The 12,478-nt window shown below is 39.4% G+C and carries 12 protein-coding genes, 1 tRNA gene and 2 pseudogenes; 6 read left to right on the top strand and 9 right to left on the bottom strand.

What is annotated here, in order from left to right:
* Position 1 precedes the first annotated feature (1 nt).
* The 4 genes from parE to V3564_RS02445 form a co-directional block, all read right to left on the bottom strand.
* A complete protein-coding gene (gene parE, locus V3564_RS02430; RefSeq protein ID WP_455481246.1) occupies positions 2-2,059 on the bottom strand; it encodes a DNA topoisomerase IV subunit B in 2,058 nt (685 codons plus the stop codon).
* 83 nt (positions 2,060-2,142) lie between these two features.
* A complete protein-coding gene (lipB, locus tag V3564_RS02435) occupies positions 2,143-2,880 on the bottom strand; it encodes a lipoyl(octanoyl) transferase LipB (RefSeq protein WP_455481247.1) in 738 nt (245 codons plus the stop codon).
* 149 nt (positions 2,881-3,029) lie between these two features.
* Positions 3,030-3,881: a TPM domain-containing protein gene (locus V3564_RS02440; RefSeq protein WP_455481248.1), complete on the bottom strand. Its 852-nt coding sequence runs from the start codon at positions 3,879-3,881 to the stop codon at positions 3,030-3,032.
* A complete protein-coding gene (locus tag V3564_RS02445; protein WP_455481249.1) occupies positions 3,881-4,525 on the bottom strand; it encodes a LemA family protein in 645 nt (214 codons plus the stop codon). Before V3564_RS02445 ends, V3564_RS02440 begins: the two co-directional genes overlap by 1 nt.
* A gap of 389 nt (positions 4,526-4,914) precedes the next feature.
* Between V3564_RS02445 and V3564_RS02450 the strand changes: the two genes are divergently transcribed.
* The 6 genes and pseudogenes from V3564_RS02450 to V3564_RS02475 all read left to right on the top strand — a co-directional run.
* Positions 4,915-5,151, top strand: a complete 237-nt coding sequence (locus V3564_RS02450) for a hypothetical protein (RefSeq protein ID WP_455481250.1) — start codon at positions 4,915-4,917, stop codon at positions 5,149-5,151.
* Positions 5,148-5,593: pseudogene (locus V3564_RS02455) on the top strand (phage tail protein). The gene V3564_RS02450 and the pseudogene V3564_RS02455 overlap by 4 nt, the downstream one beginning before the upstream one ends.
* Positions 5,590-5,844, top strand: a complete 255-nt coding sequence (locus V3564_RS02460) for a tail protein X (RefSeq protein ID WP_455475441.1) — start codon at positions 5,590-5,592, stop codon at positions 5,842-5,844. Before V3564_RS02455 ends, V3564_RS02460 begins: the two are co-directional and overlap by 4 nt.
* Positions 5,835-6,833 (top strand): phage late control D family protein, encoded by a 999-nt coding sequence (locus V3564_RS02465; protein ID WP_455481251.1) that lies wholly within the window; start codon positions 5,835-5,837, stop codon positions 6,831-6,833. The genes V3564_RS02460 and V3564_RS02465 overlap by 10 nt, the downstream gene beginning before the upstream one ends.
* Before the next feature lie 142 nt (positions 6,834-6,975).
* On the top strand, positions 6,976-7,794 hold the full coding sequence (locus V3564_RS02470) for a DNA adenine methylase (RefSeq protein WP_455481252.1): 819 nt from the start codon (positions 6,976-6,978) through the stop codon (positions 7,792-7,794).
* A 134-nt stretch (positions 7,795-7,928) separates the two neighbouring features.
* Positions 7,929-8,420 (top strand): annotated as a pseudogene (locus V3564_RS02475) (DUF721 domain-containing protein); the annotation flags it as partial.
* 204 nt (positions 8,421-8,624) lie between these two features.
* Here the strand turns inward: V3564_RS02475 and V3564_RS02480 are convergent.
* The 5 genes from V3564_RS02480 to V3564_RS02500 all read right to left on the bottom strand — a co-directional run bounded on the left by V3564_RS02480 (position 8,625) and on the right by V3564_RS02500 (position 12,354).
* Positions 8,625-8,714 (bottom strand) — tRNA-Ser (locus V3564_RS02480).
* Positions 8,715-9,523: 809 nt separating this feature from the next.
* Positions 9,524-10,561 (bottom strand): tyrosine-type recombinase/integrase, encoded by a 1,038-nt coding sequence (locus tag V3564_RS02485; protein WP_455481253.1) that lies wholly within the window; start codon positions 10,559-10,561, stop codon positions 9,524-9,526.
* 7 nt (positions 10,562-10,568) lie between these two features.
* Positions 10,569-10,787: a hypothetical protein gene (locus V3564_RS02490; RefSeq protein WP_455481254.1), complete on the bottom strand. Its 219-nt coding sequence runs from the start codon at positions 10,785-10,787 to the stop codon at positions 10,569-10,571.
* Between the two features lie 114 nt (positions 10,788-10,901).
* The gene (locus tag V3564_RS02495) at positions 10,902-11,525 is read right to left on the bottom strand and encodes a lambda exonuclease family protein (RefSeq protein WP_455480504.1); all 624 of its coding nucleotides are present in this window, start codon (positions 11,523-11,525) and stop codon (positions 10,902-10,904) included.
* Between the two features lies 1 nt (position 11,526).
* Entirely contained in the window at positions 11,527-12,354 is an 828-nt protein-coding gene (locus tag V3564_RS02500) for a recombinase RecT (RefSeq protein ID WP_455480503.1), read from the bottom strand.
* Positions 12,355-12,478: the final 124 nt, after the last annotated feature.

The raw sequence follows: 12,478 nt of genomic DNA on the forward strand, positions 1-12,478 counted from the left end.
ATTAAATGTCTAAATTTGAAGCAAAAGTGGAGTTTTCTTGTATGAAACGAAACCGTGCTTCTGGTTTTGTTCCCATTAGGCTTTCTACTGTATTTTTAGTTTCTTGCATTTCCACTGCATCAATAGAAACGCGTAGCAACGTACGTTTTTGAGGATGCATAGTCGTTTCTTTAAGCTGTTCAGCGCGCATCTCACCAAGCCCTTTGAAACGCCCAATTTCGATTTTAGCTTTTCCAGTGAATTCAGTCTTTAGCAGTTCATCTTTATGGGTGTCATCACGCGCATAAGCGACTTTTCCTCCTTGCGATATTCTGTAAAGGGGAGGTACGGCAAGGTATAAATGTCCCTGATGAATAAGATCGGGAATCTCTTGGAAGAAGAAGGTAATGAGGAGTGAGGTAATATGAGCACCATCAACATCTGCATCCGTCATAATGATAATACGTTCATATCTGAGATCTTTTTCACGATACTTAGAGCGTGTTCCACATCCAAGGGCAAGTATAAGATCACCAATTGTTTGGCTTGATTTCATTTTCTCGTGTGCGGCACTGGCTACATTTAAGATTTTTCCACGAAGAGGTAAAATTGCTTGGTTTGCTCTGTTCCGCGCTTGTTTAGCAGAACCACCAGCAGAATCGCCTTCAACAATGAATAATTCAGCACCAGCAGCATAGTTTTGGCTACAATCCGCGAGTTTACCAGGAAGACGTAATTTACGCACAGCAGTTTTTCTATTTATTTCTCTGTCTTGGCGCCGTCTAACGCGTTCTTCAGCACGTTCAATAACCCAATCAAGAAGTTTTGTTGACTCCTGTGGGGAACTTGTCAGCCAATGATCGAAAGGATCGCGTATTGCATTCTCAACGATACGTTGTGCTTCAATTGTTGCTAATCGATCTTTAGTTTGTCCGACAAATTCAGGATTTTTTATGAAGACTGAAAGTATTGCTGCTGTTGAAATCATAACATCATCAGATGTAATGATAGCAGCGCGCTTATTTCCTATTAACTCAGCGTAGGATTTCAATCCGCGCAAAAGAGCTTGACGCAGTCCTAATTCATGTGTTCCCCCTTCTCCAGTAGGAATAGTATTGCAGTAAGACTGCACACAGGAATCGCCACCATGCCAAGCGATAGCCCATTCAACGGAGCCATGGCCATTACATTGTTTTGTTTTTCCAGAAAAAACTTCCGATGTTACCCGATATTCATCTTTTAGTGACGAGAGTAAATAGTCTTTAAGTCCATCAGGGAAGTGGAAAACAGCTTTTTCTGGGATATTTTTTGTTCCTTCGAGTATGGCAGGATCGCAATTCCAGCGAATTTTGACGCCACCAAAAAGATAGGCTTTGGAGCGCGTCATCTTATAAATTTTTTCTGGATCAAAAGCTGTTTTTTCACCAAAAATTTTACTATCAGGATGAAAACGAACGCGTGTCCCACGGCGATTATAAACATCACCCAAATCTTCCAATCCAGATTGAGGAATACCGCGTGAAAAGCGTTGTCGATAAAGTCTTCGTTCTCGTGCTACTTCGACTTCCATGTCATCAGAAAGAGCATTAACGACAGAAATTCCTACTCCATGTAGCCCACCAGCAGTTTGATAAACTTTTCCATCAAATTTTCCACCTGAATGGAGTTGAGTCATAATGACTTCAAGAGTAGATTTGTCAGGCATTTGAGGGTGATTTTCAACAGGAATACCGCGCCCATTATCCGTAACGGTTAAATAACCATTTTTATCTAATGATACATCAATTAAGTCTGCATAACCAGCGACGGCTTCATCCATAGCATTATCAATAATTTCGGCAAACAAATGATGAAGTGCTTTACTATCTGTTCCACCGATATACATTCCAGGGCGTAGACGTACAGGCTCTAGACCCTCAAGCACTCGAATAGAGAAGGCACTATAGTTGTCTTCTTGCGTATCTTTTTTTGAAGTCTTCGCTTCTGAGCTCGCTAAAGTTTGTGAATTTTCTTCTTTTGTTTTTATCCGAGATTGAGCATTATTTAAAATACTAAAAAGATCGCTGTTGTTATCGCTCATGGCGTTTGATTATCCACCTCATTAGAATAAACGTTTCACTCTAATAAACTTTATGCCTGTTTTTTATTTGAAAATCAATACACTTAGGATACGTCAATTGTTGGACCAAAAATTTGTTCAAATGCTTGTTTTAGAGCAATATCAATGTCATGCATTCTTACAGGGAAACCTAGATCAAGAAAGCTGGTTACACCGTGATCTGTGATTCCACAGGGCACAATTCCTGAATAATGTGCTAAATTAGGATTAACATTGATGGAAACTCCATGAAAACTTACCCATTTGCGTACACGAATGCCGATAGCTGCGATCTTATCTTCAGAAGAGTTCTCATCTTGTGTTGATAAGCCATTAGATCGTTTAACCCAAACACCAACTCGATCTTCGCGGCGTTCACCTTTAATATTAAATTTTGCAAGCACTCGTATGATCCATTCTTCTAATGCACTAATAAAAGCACGGATGTCTCGTTTTCGGCGTTTAAGATCAAGCATAATATACGCAATACGTTGTCCTGGACCATGATATGTAAGTTCACCGCCACGACCCGCCTCATAAACAGGAAACAAATTAGGTTCTAAAAGATCTTTTTCATTCGCACTTGTACCAGCTGTATAAAGAGAGGGATGTTCAAGAAGCCAAACTTGTTCATGTGCGTTTTTAGCAAGAATGCTTTCTACACGCTCTTTCATATAACGCAGTGCTTCAGGATATTCGACCAAGTTATTACTTATTTTCCATTCAACTGGTGGGCTACAGGGGATTGTTTTAAAGTGATGCGGTAAGTGATTACGATCAGTATGTTTCAGTTCACATGTCATTAGCAATATTTATGTTGGTGTTCGAGTTTATGCTGTAATCAGCAAAAGAATTACAGAGTAAGATATGAAATTGTTTATTAAAATTGAAATAATATGGCAATGAATTTTATCTTAAGAAAATTCTCTATACTCAAAAATCTGTACTCGTTTTACCATTTTCCTGTTGCACCGCCACCACCTGAAGAGCCACCACCACCTCTGAAGCCTCCGCGTCCTGAATGGCTACTAAAGATTCCATCAGAGCGTCTACCAACAGCATTTAAATTTAAAAACCAAGGTGTGAAAATAATACCCATCCAGAGATACTTTTGTGGACCTACTTTTTTACCAAAAATCATTGCAAGAATGGGTAAACCAAGCATTATAAAAAAGATTAAAAACATAGCTATATTGGTTATCATTTCTTCTTTGTCAGCTTGTTTACGTTGTTCTTCAACAGCTTTAGCTTTTGACTTGATTCGAAAAGAAAAATCAGAATCATTTTCTGTAATAACTTTGATAATTGCATGAACTGCTTCGAAAATTCCCTTTTGATAATTTCCTTCACGAAAATTTGGAATAATGAAGCTATTGATGATGACTGCGGAAATAGCATCTGTTAGCTCTCCTTCCAAACCATAGCCTACTTCAATACGTACTTCGCGTTCATTCGGTGCAATGACTAGTAATACACCATTATTGATCTCTTTTTGGCCTAATCTCCACGTGCGAAAAAGAGAATTGCTATATGTCTCTATATCGTTTCCTGAAAGAGTCGGGAGAGTTACAATAACAATTTGATCTCCTGTTTTCTCTTCGAGTGCAGCCAGTTTCTTTGTTAGATTCTCCTTTGCTGTGTTATCAAGCAAATGAGCCACATCATTGACATAGCCAGTTAAGAGGGGAAATTTAGTCTGCGAGTAAGCGACACTCTTCAATGCAATGAGCGAATATAGAGTGCTCAAAAAAGCCACTAAGCATAGAAAAACACTGCGGTGCACAGAGTATCGAAATAGTTTCATTAATTAAAATTGACCTTCGGTGTTTGTTGGCTACTGCTCTCGATAGTAAAAGTCGGCATAGGCTTAGCATCACGAAACCATAATTTTGCCCAAATCATTGCAGGCATTGTTTTTAGTGTAGTATTATAGATACGTACTGATTCGATATAATCACGGCGCGCAACAGAAATACGGTTTTCAGTCCCCTCTAATTGTGATTGAAGAGCAAGAAAGTTCTGATTTGCTTTAAGGTCAGGGTAATTTTCGACAACAGCCATAAGACGCGAAAGTGCGCTTGATAAATTTACTTGATTGTTGAGATATTGCTGCATAATTTTTGGGTTATTCAACATATCGGCATTAATGTTTATTTGCGTTGCTTTGGCACGTGCTTCAATAACATTAGTAAAAACAGCTTTTTCATGGACTGCGTAAGCTTTTACAGTTTCTATAAGATTGGGAATAAGATCTGTACGGCGTTGATATTGGTTCAGCACTTCACTCCACGCTGCATGTACTTTTTCTTCATTTGTTGGTATTGTATTAAATCCACATCCGCTTAAAAATGGTATTAAAAATGCCAAGAAAATAGCGGTTGAAAATTGTCTTAACATTTTAACTATAGAATAAATAAGTGTAATTGAAGAAATTTGTATATTTAGCATAAAGATATCTCCACAGCTATTTTATGTACTATATAGGATATATCCTTTTTGGGAAAAGTATTTTAAATTTTATAAAAAACATTTTTGAATAAATTAATATTCGCATGGGTTTTTATTTGGCAAAAGTTCAAACGAGGTCTTGGTTCAGTTCTCCAGTGGTTTCAAGGATTATAGGACGGTTTTAAACAAAGCTTAAGCGGTTTGTGGGACTGGTTCAGCAGTTTTTTTGCACGTGAAAAACTTTCTGAGAGCGCTAAAGCGGATATGGAGCAGGTGGGGGAAGATTTTGCTAACTGGATTATCGATGGCTTTAGTGCCTCTATAACCCAATTGACCAGCTTTTTAAATCCTTGCCAAGCCGCATCAAGACATGGATTGGGCAGGTTGATTTGTCTGATTTATTTCATTGGCCCAGTTGGTTTGCTGGGAAAGCGCAAGTTCGGCCACTCCCACAATTGGCCAGTGCCAATTACAGATATTCTGCTGAACCAAAGACAAGAGAGAAAGACCGATCCACTACCACTCATAATCAAACTGTAACAGTGCATGTTAATGGTGCGCGTGATCCTGTTATGACAGGGCGCGCCGTTAGTGCTGCGATTCAACGTGCACGAGGGACGGAATGAATGATCCCCTTATAATGCTAGGACTACATCAATTTTATGTCGATTGGCTCAATTTCCAATCGTTTGAGGAGGAGTTTTCAGCCACATGAGTTTCGATGGCACGTTTTGGGAGGGCGCCGAGCTTGCAGTTTACAGGCTATGGCAATGATCCTAAACCATTCATGGTGTGTTATTTCCAGAGGAGTTTGGGGATCGTGAAGCAATCGATGCCATCACCAAAACCATTCGAGCGGCCAAGCCTGTTCTCATGATCCGTTGGATCAGTGATTTTACCTATAGTGCTCTTCTGCATGGATCTGTCGTCATTACCAATATCGGTCAAGATCATGACTATATCAGCCGCTCTGGCCAATCTCAGCGCATTCGCTATTCCATCAGTCTTTTGCCCTTTTTTGATGGGGGAAAACCACAAGGACAATATCAAATGGGGCAATATCAATGAAGATTCCTGAAAAACGTTTGTTTGTCGAATTAGAAGATATGAGTCTTGATTTGCTTTGCTATGAGCATGCCGTTTCTGTTTTGGGGGATCGCACTCAGGTTAGAGCTTTAGAAGGGTATTTAGAAGCCACTTTATCGGCAAATCTAGGTCTTGCTCAATATGGTTATTTTTTGCCTCGTGGATTAAGCGTTGTCCTTCCTGAATTTATCCTGCTTGAGAAGAAAAGTACGGTGAAGCGCTTATGGGATTAAGACATGCACGCCCTTTCATTATGGTAAAAGTAGGGGACAAGCCCGTTCATGAGGTTTTTTACCAACGTCTTTTAACAGCAACCCTTATCGATCATGCGGGGAATGAATCCGATAATTTTGAAGCAGAGTTTGATGATAGCGGCAATGATTTAGAGGTTCCGGCCAGCAACAGTGCGCTGCAGGTGACTTTTGGCTATGAGGATAGCATCAGTGCATTTATGGGGCGTTTTGTTATCGAATCGGTCATGAGTATCGGCGGTCATGATGGAGAAATCTTGCGCATCTGTGGCAAAAGCGCTTCCATGCGTCAAGAAATCAAAGCACAAAGCAGTGAACATTTTGACAATCAAACGGTTGGGCATATTGTTGAAACATTAGCCAAGCGTCATGGTTATCAAGCAAAAGTTAGCCCAAAGTTTTACCAACAGTCTTTGTCTTATGTTGTGTGCACGGATCAATCGGTACTCGATTTTTTGACACGTCTTGCGGATCGAATGCAGGCACGTTTCTTAATCAAAGATCATAAGTTCTTGTTTTTAAGCGATGACAATTTACCGCTGCTCGAAATCCATAAGCATCACTGTTCTCACTGGGAGTTTAGAGTAGAACCACGGACACAATATGGTGTGGTTGAAGCTAGTTATTTTGATCGAGCCAAAGGGCAACAGTTACAGATCCAACATCAGACAAGTTACAAAGGTTCCACGCGGCGTTTGCGCGGTTGTTATAGCTGTAAGGAAGAGGCTCTAGCAGCAGCAGCCTCAGAAGGAGAGAGGCTTTGTCGTGCTGTGGGAAGTGGTTCGTTACTGTTAGAGGGTCAACCAGAAATCATGGCCAATCAACCTCTTTTGCTCCGTGGGTTTCGTGGGGAAATGAACGGACAATGGAAAGCCTCTATGGTGACCCATCGCTATGAAAAAGCCAGCGGCTATACCACAGAAATTATCTTAGAAGCACCAGAAAAGGAAAGGGGAAATAGCAAGCAATAGAGGCTGGGCTGGTTTCTCCAGCCAACGGGGATAAGTTAGCGACAAAACCCGTCCGATGCCAGAAAACATAACATCGCAGCCACTTCTTATCACTCAAAGCAATGAGAAGATGGCTATTATGGATGGAAGAAGTTAAGAAAGTATGGACACAATTTATTCTGAAACATTCAAATCTGTTGCTCCTGTGACACCAGCAGCTGCTTATATTGGTGGCAAAAGAAGGTTAGCCAAAACCGTTGTCAAAATCATTGAAGAGATTCCGCACAACGTTTATGCCGAACCTTTTATTGGGATGGGTGGGATTTTCTTTAGGAGAAAATTGATACCAGCTGCGGAAATCATCAATGATCGCTCAGGCGATGTAGTGAATCTTTTCCGCGTGTTGCAACGCCATTATCAGCCCTTTATAGATCTGTTAAAGTTCCAGATCAGCAGCCGTGAGGAGTTTCAACGTCTCTCACGACAAGATCCAAAGGATTTAACCGATTTGGAGCGTGCTGTTCGGTTTTTATATTTACAACGGTTGAGTTTTAGCGGCAAGGTGGTCAAGCGCACGTTTTGCGTTGAAACGAGCCGTGGTGCACGATTTAATCCTTTTAAAGTCGAAGCGTTATTAGAGCCTCTTTACCGCCGCTTGGCAGGGGTTACAATTGAAAATACAGATTGGTCAGACTTTATGCTGCGCTATGATAGGCCAAATACCTTGTTTTATCTTGATCCGCCTTATTTTGGTGTTGAGGATTACTATGGAAAGGGCTTGTTTAAGCGGGAGGATTACCAGACGATGTCTGCGCTCCTTGCGCAATTAAAGGGCAAGTTTCTTCTCTCTTTAAATGATGTGCCAGAGATTCGGAAAACCTTTAGTCAATTCCATATAAAAGAGGTCACCACATCTTATACATGTTGCAGCTCAAATAATGCTATTGCCAAAGAACTAATCATCACAAATTGCCATTTTTAACAGAAGAAAAAAGACTCTTTGAAGGGGCTTTAAAACCCCTTTGAAGACCCTTTGAAAGCCCTTTAAAAATTCTTTGAAAAAAAATCAATTGATATAAAATTGAAAGAAAAACATTAATCGAGAAAATAATAGAAATGGCACAATACTTTCAAAAGCATCGTTTTCATTCTCTTTCTGAGACTGCATCTAAAATGCTTGACCCAGTTTTATCTAAGCGCACAGGGATCAATGTAGCTCTGATAGAGCATTGGTTACAGATTGTGGGATCCGATATCGGTGAGCACACAATGCCATTAAAAATTATTTGGAAGCATCGAGTTAATGTTGATGATCCTTTTCAACCCGCAACACTTGTTGTGGCTTGTGAAGGATTTACTGCATTGAAATTACTTCATGAAGAAGATGAATTTCTTCATAGGATTAATGGCTTTTTTGGATACATAGCTATCGATCGTATAAAAATAGAACAAAGATCTATATCTTTTCCTGATTGTTTACCAACAACCCCAGTGCCAACTGAAGAAGATAAACAATGTGTAAAAAAGATTCTTGAGGGGATTACAAATAGAAAACTGTACCAATCACTTTATGAATTTGGTTGTGCTATTTTTGCAGAAAAAAATAATACCAAAACATCATTTTTAACAGAAAATAAAGACTCTTTGAGGGGCTTTAAAAGTCCCTTTAAAGCCCCCTTGAAAACCCTTTGAAAAAAAATCAATTGGTGCAAAACGAGGTGGCAAATAGTGCAAAACGAAGTGGCAAGCTACAGTGGCAAGCTACAACGAGGTGGCAAGCTACAGCAAGCTACAATGAATATAAAAATCCAGTGGCGGAGGGGGTGGGATTCGAACCCACGGTACAGTCTCCTGCACGCCGGTTTTCAAGACCGGTGCCTTAAACCGCTCGGCCACCCCTCCAAATCAAGTACGCTTTTTTACAAAATTCTCGTAAAAGGTCAATCGCCTAAATGTGCTTAAATTAATAATTTCATTTTAAGGTAGAGAATCATTTCCGAAAAAATTAAAGGCTAGTAGGATTTTCATAACAGAACTTCACCTTATTTGTATACTGGACAATAACAGTCCTTAAGCAAGCTTGCTCTTTTCCTAGAATAATTTTTTTATTTCTGGTTCGCTTTTTTCTTTTATAGAAAATTATAAAAAGCGGATTTGATACATTATCCGTATAAATAGCTAGTAGCAGATGAAGTAGCGGTTTTAAAGCTGATAATTTTTATTTACATTATGTTAATGTAGAGTGACAATTTCACACCTATATATAAAAATGTTGTACTGTGAGGATGAGGTTTGATATATTTAAGTTCACGTATTGCAAAGTAATCATTGCTTATTTTTTATTTCAATAGACAATGCAAATGATAAATTAGCTTTCACAACGGATTTCTTATTTGCTAATTTTTCTGTAAAATGACTACATACTGATCTCAAATTTATTATTTTGTATATTTATAGTGTAAGAAACGACTTTGCTCTTAATCACAATAACTCAATTTCCAAGGTGAGCTTGATTTGATTCTCAGAAAAAGCACAACATCCTATGTTCTAACCTAATGCTAATTTCTGCTCTGAATAATAAAGATAAGCGCAACTACAAAAGTAAGTGGTGGGCGATGAGAGCAAAACAAATAACAATTTAATCAATAGGTTACTGTAATAGTAAGGGATTTCTTTATCATTGATTCTATTATGTTTTTTTGTCTCTATCCCTAACTTTTCTGAAGCTTTTTTATCGATTCAAGGGCAAGTTTTTTACGATCAGCGCTCTTTGTGTAAAGAGATGCCATACTGTCTTCTGTCCAGCCAAAAAGCGCTTTCATTTGAGAAACTGTGGCGCCTGAATTAGCCGCACGTGTTGCTGCTAGTTTTCTTAATCCATGTGCTGACTTTTTTATTCCTGCTGCATTACAAGCATCTCTAAACAAATTACCAAAGCTTTCCTTGATTAGTTTCTTCCCTTCTTTTCCACAAATGAATGCTTCATCTCCGATAGGACCCATTTCAAGTGTTGCGGCCAGTTCTGGTAAAATGGGAAGAAAGACATCTGTTTGGAATTTACTCTTCTCTGTTTTTAGATGGATAGTATTATCTTTTACGTCTTTCCAGCCAATACGAACCGCATCACCACGACGCAAGCCGGTATAAAGAAGAACATCAATCCAGACGCGTTCATGCGTACCGATAGACCATCGTTGATAATATTTCTCAACATCTTCTTCTGTCCAAGCGGGAAATCCATCTTTGTTTTTGAGAGGCGGTCTTTTTATGCTCGAAGCTGGATTATCTTCTAGAAGATTTTGATCGATTGCCCATTTAAAAAGCCCATTCAGTGCTTTTAGAAAGTTTCTAGCAGTTGCTGGAGTTTCTTTTCGCCGTTCAACACCAGCTATGATATGCGTTTTTTTAATTTCTCTGTATGGAATATTTCCTATGGTATCGCATACTTTCATAAGAATGAGTTCTTTTTGTCTTTGTGTAGCTTTAGCTAGGCTATGCCAATTAGCGCTATTAAAATACTGTTTGAGGAGCCATGCAAAGGAACCTTCAACAAGTTTTCCTGGTTTGGATTTAGGAAGTATGAGCCCTTGTGATTGGGCTAGGGCGCTTTTATAGTTGTCAACAAATTCTTGCATTCCATAAATTCCGTGGATTCTAATTCGTTGCCCATGACCAATACGCACATACCATATAGTTTTGCCATGGCGTGTAATTTCTTTAACAAGATGAGGAGGACGTGGCTTTGGCATGGGGGCTTCACATCTTAGAGAGTAAAGATTCGTAATATTCATTCTTTGGCAAATCTAATAATTTGTCGGGATGGGTAGCAGTTTTAGGTACTCCGATTCCCGTATTAAGGTAGATTAACAATTCACCAGTGGGCTTAATTTCTATTAGTTCGCAGCCTTGTTTTTTAGCTTCTCTTAGGGCACGAGCAATGGCTGGCTGTGTTATGGTGGGAGGGCGATGTGCCATATCTTTTCTCCTAATTTTAGATGCATTTTATCTGTGGCGTGAATCACGCATTTAATAAAAAGTTGTTATGAAAGAGGGCGGGGGTGCCGAGGAGGAGAAAGCACCCCCATAGCGTTAAGCGGCTTTTATTGAGATTTGTTCCATGTCTTGTTCTATCTCTTCTAAAAACGCTTCAACAGCTTTGTTGATGTGTTCAATCTGTTCTTCATCACGGCGAATGCGTCGTATTTTGAGACGTAAATGTGATGATTGGTCGGTAAAGCGTGGATCGTAGCTCACAAAGTCACACCATTCGCGCCTTGTACAAGCCATTTGGAATTGCATTTGTGCGACATATTCAGGCTTGATCTGGTTATCAATAAAGAAGCGTATATGGGTTGTTGATTTGGGGCATTTGACTTCGATTAATCCATGCTCTCCAATGAGTCCATCAGGGCTTGCACCTGCCATTTCAATTGTTGGATGAGGCACAAAACCGCATCTTGTTACATTGGCATCATAAATGAAGCTATATTCTTCGATGGCATCATTCTCATGCTCAATGCCCCATCGCATGTCCTCAGTTTCATAATGTGGGCTTATTTCTCTTGTTAAGCGTTCTGTAATGAGTTTGATTTTGTATTCGTCATATTTGCTTGTAGGCAGTCCTTTGGCTGTTCTATTAATGACACTGTAAACGTTTGAGGCACTGACTTTTCCCAACCGCGCTTGAAACCATTCTGCTGTTCTTTGTTTCATATTACACTGCCGTTGATTGTTCTTGTTGTGTTGGTGCATATTCGATATCTTGGATATGAATATATTCAGCATCCTGTATAGGAGCGTCTTGTTGTTCTTGAGATGGTAAGGACTGTTGTGCTTCAGTCATTTGTAAGCGTTGTTTTTTCTTTAAACCATTCAAGACGGTTTGAGCTTTTTCATAAGACAGATCGCTAAGCCTTTCGACTTTTGCAAAAGAAAGCACATTTGCTTCTTGAGTTTGTGTTTGATCCATTAATTCTTGGATTTGTGTAAGAAGTTCATTTGAAATAAGCTGGTTGTGTGCATTATTGTTTGTGCCGTTAATACGTGCTGCTTCGTCTTCTTCATAAATGCCCGAAAACCCAAAAGCATAACGTGCGCATTGTATGGTCGCTTTATGGCGCAACATGCGAGCAGGGTATTTTTGCCAAGTGTCTGTTTTTTGTTTGCATTCTGACAAATATTCGGTGACCTCTATAGGGTCTTGAATGTTTTTTAAACGTATTGCACATTTGATAGCAACCAAATTGCCATTGTTATCGAGTTGATCTTGGAAGGTCATGCCGTCAAAGTTTGGATTCGCTTTAATGATCTTAATCCACCCATCAATAGACACAACAGGTATAATGCCTCCACCTCTTTTGGGCAGTGCGTAGATTTCTTTTGTTAGCGGATTAAGAGCGTAACTATTTGCAACAGAGATAAAGGCAGCAAACTCTTCGTCAGAGAAGTTATAATTGATGCAAGTTTTGATAATAGTTTTTCGGAACTCATCATAGGAGAAGCCATATTTTTGCGCCATGGCAGTTAATGGAGAATTGGTCATTTAAGATCCTTCATTTGAGCGCAATTCATTCGTGGCGTGAATCACGCTTTTGTTAAAAATGGTTGTTTATGCTGTTAGAATTTTGTCTTTTAAGACTGTCTCACTTATCAGTGAGTTTGTTTTT

The organism is Bartonella sp. B12(2025), from assembly GCF_053795135.1.